General features: G+C 45.6%; 14 protein-coding genes. All 14 read left to right on the forward strand.

Going from position 1 to position 16,811, the window contains the following annotated elements; all coding sequences use genetic code 11:
- Positions 1-10: 10 nt before the first annotated feature.
- The 14 genes from nirB (at position 11) to AC1P5O_RS11750 (ending at position 16,746) form a co-directional block, all read left to right on the forward strand.
- Positions 11-2,557, forward strand: coding sequence for a nitrite reductase large subunit NirB (gene nirB, locus AC1P5O_RS11685; RefSeq protein WP_262466663.1), 2,547 nt, complete (start codon positions 11-13; stop codon positions 2,555-2,557).
- A 24-nt stretch (positions 2,558-2,581) separates the two neighbouring features.
- Positions 2,582-4,192, forward strand: a complete 1,611-nt coding sequence (gene nirD / locus AC1P5O_RS11690; protein ID WP_253145069.1) for a nitrite reductase small subunit NirD — start codon at positions 2,582-2,584, stop codon at positions 4,190-4,192.
- A gap of 182 nt (positions 4,193-4,374) precedes the next feature.
- Positions 4,375-7,152, forward strand: coding sequence for a nitrate reductase (locus tag AC1P5O_RS11695; protein ID WP_253145070.1), 2,778 nt, complete (start codon positions 4,375-4,377; stop codon positions 7,150-7,152).
- An 11-nt stretch (positions 7,153-7,163) separates the two neighbouring features.
- The gene (gene mobA, locus AC1P5O_RS11700) at positions 7,164-7,775 is read left to right on the forward strand and encodes a molybdenum cofactor guanylyltransferase (protein ID WP_499006051.1); all 612 of its coding nucleotides are present in this window, start codon (positions 7,164-7,166) and stop codon (positions 7,773-7,775) included.
- Positions 7,776-8,005: 230 nt separating this feature from the next.
- Entirely contained in the window at positions 8,006-9,031 is a 1,026-nt protein-coding gene (gene moaA / locus AC1P5O_RS11705) for a GTP 3',8-cyclase MoaA (protein WP_121979916.1), read from the forward strand.
- Positions 9,032-9,033: 2 nt separating this feature from the next.
- Positions 9,034-9,300, forward strand: coding sequence for a MoaD/ThiS family protein (locus AC1P5O_RS11710; RefSeq protein WP_121979915.1), 267 nt, complete (start codon positions 9,034-9,036; stop codon positions 9,298-9,300).
- Position 9,301: 1 nt separating this feature from the next.
- Complete coding sequence (locus tag AC1P5O_RS11715) at positions 9,302-9,844, forward strand: molybdenum cofactor biosynthesis protein MoaE (protein ID WP_121979914.1); 543 nt, start codon at positions 9,302-9,304, stop codon at positions 9,842-9,844.
- 68 nt (positions 9,845-9,912) lie between these two features.
- Positions 9,913-10,836 (forward strand): bifunctional molybdenum cofactor biosynthesis protein MoaC/MoaB, encoded by a 924-nt coding sequence (gene moaCB, locus AC1P5O_RS11720; RefSeq protein WP_121979913.1) that lies wholly within the window; start codon positions 9,913-9,915, stop codon positions 10,834-10,836.
- Complete coding sequence (locus AC1P5O_RS11725; RefSeq protein ID WP_121979912.1) at positions 10,833-12,074, forward strand: molybdopterin molybdotransferase MoeA; 1,242 nt, start codon at positions 10,833-10,835, stop codon at positions 12,072-12,074. Before moaCB ends, AC1P5O_RS11725 begins: the two co-directional genes overlap by 4 nt.
- A 47-nt stretch (positions 12,075-12,121) precedes the next feature.
- Entirely contained in the window at positions 12,122-12,886 is a 765-nt protein-coding gene (gene modA / locus AC1P5O_RS11730) for a molybdate ABC transporter substrate-binding protein (RefSeq protein WP_121979911.1), read from the forward strand.
- A 6-nt stretch (positions 12,887-12,892) separates the two neighbouring features.
- Positions 12,893-13,576 carry a molybdate ABC transporter permease subunit gene (gene modB / locus AC1P5O_RS11735; protein WP_005100280.1) on the forward strand — a complete coding sequence of 228 codons (684 nt, stop codon included), beginning with the start codon at positions 12,893-12,895 and terminating at the stop codon, positions 13,574-13,576.
- Between the two features lies 1 nt (position 13,577).
- Positions 13,578-14,219 carry an ATP-binding cassette domain-containing protein gene (locus AC1P5O_RS11740; protein WP_121979910.1) on the forward strand — a complete coding sequence of 214 codons (642 nt, stop codon included), beginning with the start codon at positions 13,578-13,580 and terminating at the stop codon, positions 14,217-14,219.
- A gap of 330 nt (positions 14,220-14,549) precedes the next feature.
- On the forward strand, positions 14,550-15,899 hold the full coding sequence (locus AC1P5O_RS11745; protein WP_121979909.1) for an MFS transporter: 1,350 nt from the start codon (positions 14,550-14,552) through the stop codon (positions 15,897-15,899).
- A gap of 124 nt (positions 15,900-16,023) precedes the next feature.
- Positions 16,024-16,746 (forward strand): amidase family protein, encoded by a 723-nt coding sequence (locus tag AC1P5O_RS11750; RefSeq protein WP_228277126.1) that lies wholly within the window; start codon positions 16,024-16,026, stop codon positions 16,744-16,746.
- Positions 16,747-16,811: the final 65 nt, after the last annotated feature.

The following is a 16,811-nucleotide window of genomic DNA, read 5'->3' on the forward strand; positions in this document are numbered from 1 at the left end:
GAGTGCAGATATGAAAATTCTCATGATTGGGCATGGCATGGTGGGGCATAAATTCATCGAATCTGTACTGGAACAGGCCGGTGATGACATTGAGCTGACCATTTTGGCAGAAGAGCCACATTTAGCTTATGACCGGGTACATTTGACCGAATATTTCAGCGGCAAGTCGGTCAAGGATCTGAGTCTGTGTCGTAGTGATTTTGCCGATGCTTATGGCATTGATTTGCGACTTAATACTAAAGCGGTTGAAATTGATCAGCTCCATAAAACCGTCACCACCAGCCAGGGTGATGTGCTGAGTTTTGACAAGTTGATTCTCGCTACCGGTTCTTATGCCTTTGTGCCACCAATCCCGGGCAATGACCGTCAGAATTGCTTTGTTTATCGTACCATTGAAGATCTGGATGCCATTCGTGCAGCCAGTCTGAATGCCAAAACTGGCGTAGTGATTGGCGGCGGCTTGCTAGGGCTGGAAGCAGCGAAAGCCCTGCGAGATCTGAATCTGGAAACCCATGTCGTAGAATTTGCTCCGCGTCTGATGGCGGTGCAGATTGATGATCTGGGCGGCCGGGTACTGCGCTCTAAAATTGAAGACCTTGGTGTCAAGGTACATACTCAAAAGGCCACGTCAAGTATTGAAGATGGTGACAGCACTCAGCATGTAATGAAGTTCGGAGATGGTTCGGTGCTTGAAACCGATATCATCCTGTTCTCGGCCGGCATTCGTCCGCGTGATGAACTGGCGCGCCAAAGTGGTTTACTGATTGGTGAGCGTGGCGGCATCATCATTAATGATTATTGCCAGACCTCACATCCGGACATTTATGCCATTGGTGAATGTGCACTTTGGGACAATAAAATTTATGGTCTGGTTGCACCAGGCTATGACATGGCGCGGATCGCGGCAAAACATGTCCTAGGCCAAGAAAGTCATGCATTCGCTGGTGCGGACATGAGTACCAAGCTCAAACTGATGGGTGTGGATGTTGCTTCTATTGGTGACGCACATGCCATGTCACCTGGTGCCTTGAGCTATTTCTATGCTGATGAAGCGGCGCAGGTTTATAAAAAAATCGTGGTGTCAGCAGATAAGACCAAGCTGCTGGGCGCGGTGCTGGTGGGCTGTGCCAAAGAATATAGCGATCTTCTACAAATGATGCTGAATGGTCTGGCTGTACCGGAACAACCGGAAAGCCTGATCATGCCGGGCTTTGATCAGTCGACCTCCAAATCGGGTGGCAGTGGCATCGATTTGTTGCCTGACAGTGCGACCATCTGTTCCTGTAATAATGTTTCCAAAGCTGATATCTGTTCAGCCATTGATGGCGGTGCAACTTCATTGGGTGCACTGAAAAAATGCACGCAGGCTGCAACAGCGTGCGGTGGCTGTGCGCCATTGGTGACGCAGGTTCTCAAATCTGAATTACAGCGTCAGGGTGTCACGGTGAACAATCACCTGTGCGAACATTTTGCCTATTCACGTCAGGAACTATATCACCTGGTTCGTGTGCATGAAATCAAGACTTTCTCTGACCTTATCCAGCAACATGGTCATGGGATGGGCTGTGATATCTGCAAACCGACTGTAGCCAATATTCTGGCATCCTGCTGGAATGACTTTGTCCTAAAACCTAGCCATGCCGGTTTGCAGGATAGCAACGACTACTACCTCGGCAATATCCAGAAAGATGGTTCCTATTCGATTGTGCCACGTGTGGCAGGCGGCGAGATTACTCCGGATGGCCTGATTACCATCGGTCAGATCGCCAAAGATTATGGTCTATATACCAAAATCACGGGCGGACAACGAATTGACATGTTTGGCGCGCAGGTACATCAACTGCCTGAAATCTGGGAAAAACTGATCAATGCCGGTTTCGAGTCCGGACATGCCTACGGCAAATCCCTACGTACGGTGAAATCTTGCGTGGGCAGTACCTGGTGCCGTTTTGGAGTCGATGATTCTGTCGGCTTGGCGATTTTTCTGGAGAACCGTTATAAAGGCCTGCGTTCACCACATAAAACCAAAATGGCAGTATCCGGCTGTACCCGTGAATGTGCAGAAGCACAGAGCAAGGATGTCGGTGTCATTGCCACCGAAAAAGGCTGGAATCTATATGTATGCGGCAATGGCGGCATGAAACCGCGCCATGCTGAACTGCTCGCTTCGGATCTGGATACTTCCACACTGATCAAATATATCGACCGCTTCTTTATGTTCTATATCCAGACGGCGGACCGTCTGCAGCGCACCAGCGTATGGCGTGACAATATGGAAGGCGGTCTGGACTATCTGAAAGATGTCATTGTGCATGATTCACTAGGCATTGCTGCTGAACTGGAAAACCGTATGCAGCATGTGATTGGCACTTATCAGGATGAATGGCGCACCGCGATTGAAGATCCTGAAGTACGCAAACGCTTTAAGACTTTTATTAATGCCAAAGCAGCCGAGCAGAATGACCCGCATATTCAGTTTGCGCCTGTACGTGGCCAGATTCGTCCAAAGACAGAAGCTGAACGTGATTTAAACCGTATTCCAGTGGTTGAAGCCTAAATACCACAGTCAGGGAGAATGAAAATGACAATTTTAAAAGACATGAACGAACTGAACTGGTATGAAGTCTGCAATCTGGATGAGATCACTCCGAATACCGGTGTGGCAGCCCTGATTGAAGATCAGCAGATTGCAATTTTTCGCGTGGGTCAGGAACAGCGGGTTTATGCACTCAGCAATCAGGATCCGTTTAGTCTGGCCAATGTCATGGCACGTGGCATTCTGGGTGATCTGCAAGGTGAGCGTGTAGTCGCATCCCCAATTTACAAGCAGCATTTCAGTCTGGTGACCGGTCGTTGTCTGGAAGAACAAGAGCAGAAATTACTGGTATTTCCAACCCGAATTGAAAATGGCAAAGTTCTGGTGAGTCCAACCGCACAAAAGACTTATATTTCCAGTAATGGTCAAAACACAGAGCGCTTAAAACTGGTACTGGTCGGGAATGGACTGGCGGGTATGCGCTGTCTGGAAGACTTGCTGGATATGGCGCCAGATCGTTATGACATGACCGTAATTGGGGAGGAACCATGGGGCAATTACAACCGGATCATGTTGTCACCGGTATTGTCTGGTGAGAAAAGTTTTGCCGAAATTATGCTGCATTCAGCCGACTGGTATGCCGAAAAAGGCATTCGATTCATAGCTGGAGATGCTGCAATCTCTATCGACCGTTCACGTAAGCAGGTTCATACCGAAAAAGGCGAAGTCGTTGCTTATGACCGTCTGATCCTCGCGACCGGTTCCAAACCCTTTGTGCCGCCAATTCCAGGTGCTGAACTTGAAGGCGTGATTAGCTTCCGGGATATTCAGGATGTTAACCGCATGCTGGATTACTGCAAAACCAAGCAAAACGCCGTCGTGATTGGGGGCGGTCTGCTGGGGCTGGAAGCAGCTTATGGACTGAAGCAGCAGGGAATGAATGTGACTGTGCTGCACCTGATGGACCGTATTATGGATCGTCAGCTGGATATGAAAGCCAGTCAAATGCTGAGGAAATCAATTGAAGACAAAGGTATCCGGATCATTACCGAAGCCAACACCGAAGAGCTGCTCGGTATTGATGGTCACGTGACTCAACTGCGTTTAAAAGACGGGACAGTGCTGGATGCCGATTTGGTGGTCTTTGCCGTCGGGATTCGACCAAATAAAACTCTGGCTGAACAGGCTGGCTTGCGCTGCAATCGTGGGGTGCTGGTGAATGACACCATGCAAACCTATGACCCGAGTATTTATGCAGTGGGTGAATGTATTGAGCATCGTGGTCAGACCTTTGGACTGGTTGAGCCATTATGGGGACAGGCCTTTATCTGTGCGACGCATCTGGCTGAACATGGCCGACTGACCTTTAAGGCACCGACTGTTCCGACCCAGCTCAAGGTTAGCGGATGTGATGTCTTCTCTGCCGGCAATTTTGAACCTCAGGATGATTTTGAAGATATCGTGCTGAATGATGAAAAACGTCAGATTTATAAACGGATCATCATCCAGCAGGACAAGGTCATTGGTGCGGTGCTATTTGGTGATACTGAAGATGGGGCTTGGTATGCAGAACTGATTGCAGACCAGACACCAATTGGTAATATCCGCAGCAAACTGCTTTTTGGTCGGGATTTTGCATTAAAAAAGGCAGGGTAATCGGATCAATCTCCCTCAACCCCTCTTTGGAAAAAAGGGGACCCTCACTCCTTTATTAAAGGAGGGTTGGGGAGGATTAAAGCTTTTGAGACATAGAAAAAATTTAAATCAAACCTGTAAAAGCTAGATATCAGAGATTTGGTGAAACAAGTGAATTTGGATGATTAAGGAGCGCAGCAGCAATGAATAGTATTCCGGTTATGGAACTACATAGCTCTACTGAATCCCAAATAAAAACCACTCAGACGACCTGTCCTTATTGTGGAGTAGGCTGTGGTGTCATCGCGCACGTAAGCCAAACCTCGATGGGTGAAAAGGTTCAGATTGAAGGCGATGTTCAGCATCCTGCGAACTTGGGCAAGTTGTGTATTAAAGGCAGTCATCTCGCCGATACACTTGGCTTAAAAACCCGACTTCTGCATCCGATGACTGGTCGAAAAGAACAGCGGCAAATAAGCACTTGGGATCATGCCATTTCAAGTATTGCCAATAAATTTCAGCAATGTATTGATCAGTATGGGCGCGACAGCATCGCCTTTTATGTCTCTGGCCAGCTTTTAACTGAAGACTATTATGTGGTGAACAAGTTTGTAAAAGGCTATCTCGGTACTGCCAATATTGATACCAATTCAAGACTGTGCATGTCATCTGCTGTGGCAGCGCATAAACGGGCTTTTGGCGAAGATCTGGTACCGGCCAGCTATACAGATTTTGAGCAGACAGAAATGGTGGTTCTGGTCGGATCCAATACCGCCTGGTGCCATCCGGTGCTTTATCAGCGCATTATGAAAGCCAAAGAAGAGCGGGATTTATTCGTGGTAGTGATTGATCCACGCTTTACCGCAACCTGTGAAGCGGCAGACTTACACTTACCCATTTTACCCGGTCAGGATGTCGCGCTGTTTAATGGCTTGTTGCAATATCTTCAGCAAAATGGTCATGCCGATCTGGATTTTGTTACACACCATACTCAAGGTCTGGAGCAGGCGCTTGCCAGTAGCTCGACAGAGTCATCGCTTGAAAGCGTGGCAAAACGTACCGGTATTGCTATTGAAAAATTAACCTTATTTTTTCAGAAATTTGCCCAGAACGAAAAAATCATGAGCCTGTTTTCCATGGGCGTAAACCAATCCTCTCAAGGAGTAGACAAAGCCAATAGCATTATCAACTGTCATTTATTGACAGGAAAAATAGGCAAACCCGGTTCGGCACCTTTTTCCATGACCGGACAACCGAATGCGATGGGCGGACGGGAAGTCGGGGGGCTGGCCAATATGCTGGCCAGCCATCTAGATTTGGAGAACCCGCAGCATCAGCAACTGGTGCAGGACTTCTGGCAAAGCCCGGTCATCGCGCGGCAGCCCGGATTAAAAGCAGTAGATTTATTTCAAGCGGTGGAAAGCGGAAAAATCAAGGCCATCTGGATTATGGCCACCAATCCGATCGTGAGTTTGCCCAATGCAGATCAGGTTAAACGCGCTCTGGAAAAGTGTGAATTTGTAGTGGTTTCCGATATTTGTCTCGACACTGATACCACGCAATATGCCGATGTACTGTTACCGGCACTGGGTTGGGGCGAAAAAGATGGCACAGTCACCAATTCGGAGCGCCGTATTTCACGGCAAAAGGCCTTTTTGCCGGCTCCGGGTGAAGCCAAAGCAGACTGGTGGGCCATTTCCCGGGTGGCTCAGGTCTTAGGTTTTCGCGGTTTTGACTTTAACAATAGCCATGACATTTTTCTGGAACATGCCCGTTTATCTGCCTATCAGAATGGTTCACTTTCGCAACGCGCAGATACGCCAAATTTCCGCTATTTCAACCTGCAAGGTTTAACTCATCTCAGTTTTGCAGAATATCATAATCTGGCACCGATCCAGTGGCCAGTCTGGGATAAGCAAGAAGTTCATCAGGTTGGTCAACTATTTAGTCAAGGCCAGTTTAGCCATGCAGATGGCAAAGCCAGATTGGTGCCAACAGTTGCAGCCGATCCGGTACATGCTATTTCTACTGAATATCCGCTGATCCTAAATACCGGACGCATTCGTGATCAATGGCACACCATGAGCCGTACCGGATTATCTGCCAGTTTATCCCAGCATCGTGCCGAGCCTTATTGTGAGCTGCATCCGCACGATGCGCTAAAATATGGCCTGAAAGATGCCGAGCTGGTCGAGGTGAAATCGGCTTGGGGAAGTTGTGTACTCCGTGTGCAATTTTCACAAAATATGCGACGTGGCCAGATTTTTGCACCGATTCACTGGAACGACCAGTTTGCGTCCGATGCGCGGATTGGCAAAGTGGTGAATCCGGTGGTTGACCCGATTTCCGGCGAGCCAGAGTTTAAGCATACTCCGGTGATGATCCAGCCATTTTATACTCAGTGGCAGGGCGTGCTGTATGTACGGGAAGGCTTTGAACAACAGATCCAGACCATGATTGAAAATATGGTGTGGTGGAGCAAAATTCAAACCACTCAGGCCATCCGTTATGAACTGGCAGACCGGCGCAGGTTTTCTGACATCACCGGGCAGATCAAGAGTCTCTTAGACTTTAATGATGAAAGCTTTGAATGGCTGAATCTCGAAGATCAAACGGCGCATATCAGTCATAGTGTGGTTCTTCAGGATGGCCAGTTAATTGCCAGTTTTTATATCGCACCGGCGGCATTATTGCCAGATCGTGACTGGGTGGCTGGCCTGTTTAGACGTGAACGTCTGAGTGCATTACATCGTAAAGCATTGCTGGCAGGTCAGGCCATGTCGATGGGAAATAGTGAAGGAGCATTGGTCTGTAGCTGTTTTAAGGTCGGCAAGAACCGAATTATTCAAACCATTAAAGATAAAAATATCACGCATGAAAAACAGGTGACTGCATGTCTAAAAGCCGGAGGAAATTGCGGTTCGTGTTTGCCAGAAATTAGAGGCCTGATTAAGGCCTGCCAGACGGAGTGCATAGAATGAAAAGAAGAGTGATGAAGACGGTGTCTTATCCGGAAACCGACGTGGTGATTCTGGCCGGAGGTTTAGCGCGGCGCATGAATGGCATCAATAAATTGCTGCACAAATTTGATGATGAAATCCAGCTAATTAAAATCCATCAGCAACTGAAGTCCCGGGCAAGCAAAGTCTGGGTCAATAGCCATCGGGATCACTCTATTTATAAACGGATGATTCCTTCGATTGATTTTTATCAGGACGATGAACCCGGCTTTCAGGGACCATTGATGGGCATGAAGAGTGCCTGGTCACATGTGGAATCTGATTATGTGCTGTTCGTGCCTTGTGATGTGACCTATATCCCCAAAAAGGTCATTTCACGTTTACATCAGGCCCTGCAACGACATCCTTTATCTGAAGTGGCGGTAGTTGAAATCAATGAAAAGGCATTGTTTCCATTCTGTCTGATGAAACGCAGCAGCTTACCCACTCTTATACAACATCTTGAAAATGATCAGCACAGTTTAAAACTCTGTTTTGCTGACATGCACATGCAGCGGGCAAGCTTTAAAAATCGTGCCCTGTTTTTTCACAGTATTAATTCATTTGACGAGCTACAGCAGCATCAACAGCTTAACTTTCTCTAGCGTTTAAAATGCTAAAAGTCGAATTATCATATTCTGGTTCACCAAAATATTGCTTTTTTTATTTTTCGAGCAAACTTTCGGACTAAAAAAGAACAAATGTTATCCATTAATATTATTTAAAAATAAATTTGTGCAAAGTTGGAACACTTATTGCTCATTCATTGTGAAGAAATAGGGCAGTAAATCAAGACTGTTAAATAACCGTGCAGATCTCATCATGGACCGCAGCAATGAACAGCATGACAGCTTTAGCACCTCGCAGTATCTTTCAGGATCAGTTTGGACGGCAGAAACGTAAGTTGCGGATCTCGGTGACTGACCGTTGTAATTTCAAATGCAGCTATTGCATGCCTGAACATCCGCAATGGATGAATAAAAAAGATTTGCTCAGTTTTGAAGCCCTGTATGCTTTTTGCGAGTTTATGGTGCGACACGGGATTGAGCAGATCCGGGTGACGGGTGGCGAACCGTTGATGCGTCAAGGCATCGTTCATTTTATTGCCCGCTTACAGACATTGAAAGCCTTTGGCCTGAAACGTATTTCCATGACCAGTAATGGCCATTATTTAGCAGATTATGCTCAATTGCTTAAACAGGCAGGACTGGACGATCTAAATATCAGTCTAGACAGTCTTGATCCAAAGCAGTTTCAGCAACTGACCCAAAAACAGTTACAGCCTGTACTTCAAGGTATTTCTGCCGCACAGCAGGCAGGTTTGACCGTCAAGATCAATAGTGTGCTGATCAAAGGCATCAATGACAATCAGATTATTCCTTTGGTGAAATGGGCACAGCATCAGGCTATAGAACTGCGTTTTATTGAGTTTATGCCCCTCGATGGCGATCAGAAATGGAATCCGTCTGATGTCATCAGTGAGCAGGATATCCTGGATCAACTGAAAACTGAATTTGATGTCCAGGTATCTCAAGGACAAGGCGCCAATCCAGCCCGCGGCTATTTGGTCAATGGGCAGCCTTTAGGGATTATTTCCACCATTACCCATTCATTTTGCGGTGATTGTGATCGCCTACGCCTCAATGCCCAAGGTGAATTTTATAACTGTTTATTTGCCAGACAAGGCCTGAACCTTAAGGCAGATATTGAACAACTGGCGCTGGATCATTTCGCCACACAGACATTTCAGCACAAGCTCCACACTTATATCTGGCATAAAGAGGCCGGCTTCCATGCGATCCAGCAATCACCAATACAAAAGCCGATTCGAAAAATCAGCATGCACAGCATTGGAGGATAAATATGTCACTCACTCAGCAAAAATTAATTCATATCAAAATAGAAGCCTTCGGTGCGATTGAACGACAACTTCCAGCAGATTTAAATTTGCAATGTGAGTCTGAAATTCAGGTTTCTGAAGTCCTGAACCAGTTGTTATCCCTCTATCCCGATATACAGCCCATGCTGGAACGCTGCGCCTGTGCAATCGGTGAAGACATTATTTCCAGACAGAACGTTTTAAATCGGGACAGTACGCTGGTGCTGTTATCGCCGGTAGCAGGAGGCTGAGATGCAACTCAAACCATTAAAACAATTTGCTCGAATCCAGCAGACTGCTTTTAGTCTGGAGGATTTTGATGGTATCCAGCATTTTCCGGAATGTGGTGGAATCGGCATCTTTGTCGGAACAGTACGTAACCATCATCAGGGGAAAGCTGTGCATGCCCTGAAATATACCGCCTATGCGCCTGTGGCTGAAAAAATGATTCGTGAAATTGAACAGCAGATCCAGATCAAATACCAGGTGTCTTATGTGCGGGTAGTGCACCGTATTGGTGAGCTGGAGGTTGGGGAAACAGCCATTATTGCTATGGCTTATGCGGCCCATCGTCGTGAGGCCTTCGCTGCCTGTGAGGAAGCTGTGGAACGGGTGAAGCATGAAGTTCCGGTCTGGAAAGAAGAATTTTATACGGATGGTAGCAGTCAATATGTCGAAGGCTGTTGTATCCGAAAAGATCATGGACCTGAAACGGATCACTCTCATCCTGCAGAAGATCTGCATTGTCAGCATCACCATGTAGCACCACACGCTTGCCAATCACCATCTAATTAAATGTGTCTAATGAGGATGCATAAGGTGAATCACTTTAAACAGATTTTAAAATTAGCTCGGGATGAATCATGAAAAATGTAGGGATGAAAGCAGAAAGTTACCGTACAGCAATTGCCACTGGAATCCTGCATGCACCGCCACATTGCATTGAGTTGCTGCGTAATGGCAATACTGAAAAAGGGGATGCCCTGAAAACAGCACGCATTGCCGGCATTCTGGGTGCCAAACGGACCGATGAGCTGATTCCACTGTGCCATCCATTGCCGATTTATCGTGCCGATGTCGAATATAAACTGTTTGATGCACATGTCGAAATTATTGCTACCGTTGAAACCATTGGACCCACCGGTGTGGAAATGGAAGCTTTGACAGCGGTCAGTCTGGCGGGTCTGACCTTGTATGACATGCTGAAGCCACATTGTGAACCGGAAGATTTGTCGCTGGATCAATGCAGGTTGCAGCAGAAAAAAGGTGGAAAATCACATTTTACCCGCGTACTTAAAGAGAGTCTGTCCGCTTCAGTTATTGTACTGTCCGATACGGTTGCAGCAGGCAAAAAGCCGGACACTGCCGGACAAAACGTACTGGAAATTTTAAAAGAAGCCAATTTTGATTCTATTAGTTATCAGGTCATTCCAGATCGCCCTGAACAGCTATTGACCCTGATTGAACAGCAGAAAAATCAGTATCCGCTGATTCTAACTGTGGGCGGTACTGGCTTAGGTCCTAAAGACCTGACCGTCGAAACCCTACAACCTTTGCTGCAACGGGAAATTCCCGGTTTAATGGAAGCTTCACGTAGTTTTGGGCAAAAACGTACCCCTTATGCAGCATTAAGTCGTGGCGTGGCTGGCTATATTGAGAACAGTCTGGTGATGACCCTACCGGGAAGTCGGCAGGGTGCGAAAGAATCCCTGATCGCGGTACTTCCGGCTTTGGTGCACTTGTTTGATGTGCAAAAAAATATCCCACATGCGGGAGGTTATCAATGAATCAGGCACTATCACATTCAGCCTGCGGTGCTGAGCCGGGACTGATTTCTGTTGATCAGGCGCTGCAGATGATACTTGAGCAGACGCATATCCTAGCAACTGAAAGCCTGCCGCTTGCTCGGGCTCTGAATCGCTATCTGGCAGAGGCGATTGATTCGGCCATACCATTGCCGCTGTTTTCACAAAGTGCTGTAGATGGCTATGCGCTTTGCAGTCCAGAAAATGTTAGTGCTCACAGCACTTTTGAACTCATTGGAGAGATTCGGGCAGGGCAAAGTACTGAAATTGAACTGCGGCCAGGTCAGGCGGTCCGGATTTTTACCGGTGCCAGGATTCCAGCAGGAACTACAACGGTCGCCCGTCAGGAAATTGTCAAATGCCATGCCAATCAAATCATTATTACAACAGACCTAAAGCCTCATACGGATATACGTGATGCAGGCGAGGAAATCGCACAAGGGCAGCGTCTGGCAGATGCAGGTCAAAAACTGCATGTAGGTGCAATTGCAGCTTTGAGCATGGCAGGCGTAAAGCAGGTTTCAGTCTATCGTTATCCTAAAATTGCTGTCGTGATTACTGGAGATGAAGTGGCTTCCAGCATTGAAGACCTGAATTCCGGAAAAGTCTTTGACGCCAATGCTCCACTGATTCAGGCTTGGTTTCAGTCACAGGGTCAAAACGTAGATATTCTGCATGTGCCCGATTGTGAGTCCGAACTGCAATTATTACTGAACCGACTCAAACACCAATACGATGTCATCTTGACCACAGGCGGGGTTTCGGTGGGTGATTATGATTTCATTCGCCCTGTTGCCCTGGAGCAGGGTTTTGAGCAGATTTTCTGGAAAGTGAAGCAGAAGCCCGGAAAACCGATGTTATTTGCCAAGTATCGTCGAGATGATCAAGGTTACTGTTATCTCTTGGGTTTGCCGGGAAATCCGGCTGCTGTGTATGTCGGGATGCAAATCTATACGGCAACTTTACTGAATGCCTTACAAGGGCAAAAGCAGTCACCTGCATGGCTTAGTGCGGTAATGACACATGATTTGAAAGCGGATGCACGTGAACGTTGTTTAAGAATGGCTGCAGAATTTGATCAGGGTACTTTAAAGCTCAAAAGCCTGGCGAAACAGCAGTCGCATATGTTGAGTAATCTGATGCAGGCCAATTGTCTGGTACGTATTCCGGCAGCAACAGAAATCCAAGCCGGGCATGTGGTACAAGGTTTACTGATTTGAAATGCCTGTCGCAATTCTCAATATTCGAATCACATAGAATGAGAAAGATGGATTTATTCAAAGTTCTACTCACTGGCGTGCTGTTGACTAGCCCCATGCTGTATGCCGAAACAGTTAAAATATATGCCGCAGCCAGCCTGACCAATGCGATTACTGATATTTCCAGACTATATGAGCAACAGCATCAGGACATCCAGATCGTTCCGGTTTTTGCTGCGTCTTCGGTATTGGCGAAACAAATTGCAGCGGGAGCTGAGAGTGATATCTTTTTTTCTGCAGATCTTGAATGGATGCATAATTTACTTAAAAAACAAAAAATTTCGATCGGTCAGATTCGACCTTTGCTCTTGAATGAACTTGTATTGATTAGTCCTATTCAGCAAAAAAATCATTTTAAAATGTCAGCCGACTTTAATTTTGCTAAAGCCTTTCAGGGTTATTTATGTACAGGACAAATGGAATCGGTGCCTGCCGGGAAATATGCCCAGCAAAGCTTAACCCGGTTGGGCTGGTTGAATCCGCTTCGGGGCAGAATTGTCGGTACAGATAGCGTCCGTTCAACTCTCGCATTTGTAGAACGTGGCGAATGTCAGGTCGGCATTGTGTATAGAACTGATGCCTTGATGAGTAAAAAAGTTAAAATTTCAGGAGTATTTCCAGCCAGTACACATCGTCCGATTGTGTATCCAATCGCTTTAACCCGGCAGGGCCAGAAAAATCAGGCAGCAGTCCAATTTTCTGAATTTATCCAGACGAGTCCAAGGGCCAGGCAGATTTTCCAGAAATATGGTTTTAAGCTTAAGGTAGGCTAACTGCTCATGCTTACACCAGAAGAACTGAGTGCCTTAGCGCTTTCAGCCAAAGTAGCGGGCTTTGCCACAGCGGTGTGTCTGCCATTTGCTATCGCCGTAGCATGGTTACTGGCGCGTTATGAATTCAGGGCCAAATTTCTCGTAGAGGCAATATTGCAGATGCCTATGGTGCTACCGCCGGTAGTACTGGGCTATCTTCTGCTCCTGCTATTTGGTCATCAGGGTATGCTGGGGCAATATCTACATAAATGGGGAATTCAGCTGATATTTAACTGGAAAGGTGCGGTACTGGCAGCAATGATTGTGGCATTTCCTTTAATGGTTCAACCAATTCGCTTGTCTTTTCAAATGATCAACCGGCAGTTAGAACAGGTGGCAGGATCTTTGGGCGCCACACCATGGCGGGTATTCTGTAGCATTAGCCTGCCTCTGGCTTTGCCTGGAATTTTAATCGGCAGCATTTTATGTTTCAGCCGCAGTCTGGGAGAATTTGGTGCCACGATTACCTTTGTTGGCAATATTCCAGAAGAAACCCGTACCATTCCCATCGCCATTTATAGCCTGTTACAACAGCCTGATGGAGAAAGTATGGCTATGCGTTTGGTCATTTTATCTCTGATTCTGGCTTTTTCAGCCTTGATTGCAAATTACTGGATCATGCAGAAGTATCAACGTAAATTGGAGGCTTAAGATGCTGAAGTGTGATTTTCAGTTTAATTACGCAAATTTCCAGCTACAGGCCAGTCTGGATATGCAGACACAATTGATTGGTATTGTGGGAGCCTCAGGAAGTGGGAAAAGCACCTTTTTAAAAAATATTGCAGGACTATTAAAACCATCACAAGGCTTTATTCATTTTCAGCAAAAAATATTATTTGATCATCAGCAGAAACTGAATATTCCTGTTCATCAAAGAAAAATTGCCCTGATTTTTCAGCAAGCCCTACTGTTTCCGCATCTGAATGTCGTGCAGAATTTGAAATATGCAGAACAGCTAAATATAAAAAATAAAGGTCTGCAGAAATTTACGTTTGAAGACATTGTGGAGTTACTCGAATTAAAGCCACTACTTCGGCATCGGGCGCATCAGCTTTCTGGTGGACAGGCACAGCGCGTTTCTATCGGTCGTGCACTTTTATCTTCTCCCGACCTATTACTTTTGGATGAGCCTTTAAATGGACTGGATCAAAAGCTGAAAAACCAGATTTTACCTTTTCTGAAAATTGTGATTCATCAAACAGATTTACCCATGATTTATGTGACTCATCATGTAGATGAAGTGGCGTATTTACAGGCACAACTGCTGCATTTTGAAAAGGGAAAAATTATTTGATCCAGCCCTGCACCGATTTAAACCAGCAATGACTCCGGGCAGGTCATCCTATCGCTGTTTTGCTCATAATTTCTCAGAAGATATCTATTTTTCTCTCTATTTTTAAGAAAGAAAAGTCTAAATTTGAAAGTGAAATAAAAATTATTTTATATAAAAGAATAGTTTATTTTATGTTAAAAATAATCTGGCATGACCTATGCATATATCTAATTAAAGTCAAAGAAGACTCTACATTTGTATGACGGCCAATGACGTCCGTTCTGATCGTTACTGATATGCCTTGTGCATCACAGTGACTTAAATACGTTCAGTTCTGGTAAGGAAATGGCTATGTCTTCAAATACAAGTCTCAATAAAGCAACAAAAATAAGTCTATTTAACTTTAGTACTTCAGCGATGCGGGCCTTCCATATGAGTTGGCTCGCTTTTTTTGTCTGTTTCTTTGCGTGGTTTGCCTGTGCACCGTTAATGCCAGTGATTGCCGGTGAATTCAGCCTGACCAAAGAGCAGATCGCCAATATCAATATTGCCGCAGTCGCCATTACAATTCTGGTGCGTCTGATCGTGGGGCCGTTGTGTGATAAATACGGTCCGCGTAAAACCTATACCGCCTTACTGATTATTGGCAGTATTCCGGTGTTTGGTGTGGCGTCGGCCAACAGTTATGAATCTTTCTTGTTTTTCCGTTTATTGATTGGCGCCATCGGTGCCAGCTTCGTGATTACTCAATATCATACCAGTATCATGTTTGCGCCAAATGTGGTGGGAACGGCAAATGCAACTACAGCAGGTTGGGGGAATGCCGGTGGCGGTGCGACTCAAGCCCTGATGCCTTTAATGCTGGCTGCTTTGGTGATGTTCGGTGTAGAACAGGCAATGGGATGGAGAATTGCACTTCTGGTTCCGGGTATTCTGATGATCATTGTCGGTGTACTGTACTGGAAATTCACCCAAGACTGTCCACAAGGCAATTTTAAAGAACTCCGTGCTGAAGGTATTTCTGTTGGTAGCGATAAAAAAGGCGGCCTTGCAATCTTGATGCATGCCGCACGTAACTACCGTGTGTGGATTTTGTTTGGAGCTTATGCAGCCTGTTTTGGTATTGAAATTTTCATCCATAACATTATTGCCTTGTACTTTGTCGACAACTTCCAGTTTGGCCTAAAAGAAGCAGGCATGGCTGCCGGGATTTTTGGTTTACTGGCATTGTTTGCCCGTGCCTTGGGTGGCATTGTTTCAGACAAAGTTGCGATTCAAAAAGGTCTGGATGGTCGAACCAAAGTCCTGTTTGCCTTGATCATGCTGGAAGGTCTGTTTCTTATTCTGTTTTCGCAAATGAATAGTGCAACCTTGGCGATCATGGCAATGACCATCTTTGCCTTGTTTACTCATATGGCATGTGGCGCTACCTATGCACTGGTACCTTTTATCGACCGTGATGCCTTGGGTGGTGTGGCCGGTATTATTGGAGCAGGTGGCAATGTCGGCGCGGTAGCTGCAGGTTTCCTGTTAAAAGGCATGCTGGATATTCAAACCACTTTGATGGTACTGGGTAGCTTGGTGGTGATTGCTGCAAGTTGTGTGTTGATGATCCGCTTCTCTGTCGAACATAAAGAAAAAGAACAGCTGTTATATGAACAGGCAGTAAATGAACGTCATCTGGCGGAAGCACAGCAATAACACTACATTCCTGATTAGTAATGTTTTGCTTTAGAACAACAATTTTTAATAAATTGATTTTAAGTTATTAATTTTAAATGAGAAATGAGTTCTGTGTTTCTATGCCAATGGGTGAAAAATGTTAATGAATAAAAGTGTTATCGCTACAATGCTTGCAGCAGCTGTTATTACAGGATGTGGTAATGACGATAAGAGTTCAATTGATAAAGAAGAGGTGTCCCTAGATCTTAGTTCACTAACTATTGATGAAGCTAAAGAGATAATGACGAGTGGTAAGGTAACAACGGCTGACCTGATGTCTGCTCATTACGATAGAATCGAACAATATGAGCCAAAATATAACGCTTTTATTAGTTTGAGTGAAACAGCTCTATCTGAGGCTGAAGATATAGATCAACGCAGAAAAAAGGGTGATGAACTCGGGGTACTTGCAGGGATTCCTATTGTATTAAAGGATTCAATCGATCAAAAAGGTGTGCCAACTACAGCTGGTTGGAGCGGATTCTCTTCTAAAGCCGGTGGTATAGATCTTATTCCTGAAAAAGATGCACCACTTGTGAAGCGTCTGCGAGATGCTGGAGCAATTATTGTAGGAAAAACTAATTTACCAGTCTTTGCTGCGAGTGGGGATAATGCAAATAACAGTTTTAATGGTCCAACAGGATATGACATCTTTAGTGATAAAGGTCCTCTATTCTATTTTTCAAATATCAAAGACTTTCAGCCAAACGAATATGCTTCACCTGATTTAGAAGCATTCAATACGTTAAGAAGTAACTATTTGGAAATGGCTTTGTTGCACAAACCTATCTGTAAAGGCTTTTTCAGCGATATAATTTTCAAATGAAGAAGCCTACACACAAAATCTACCGCACAACCAATTGGCCCGCATATAACCGAGCACTCATGAGT

The organism is Prolinoborus fasciculus (assembly GCF_056724605.1).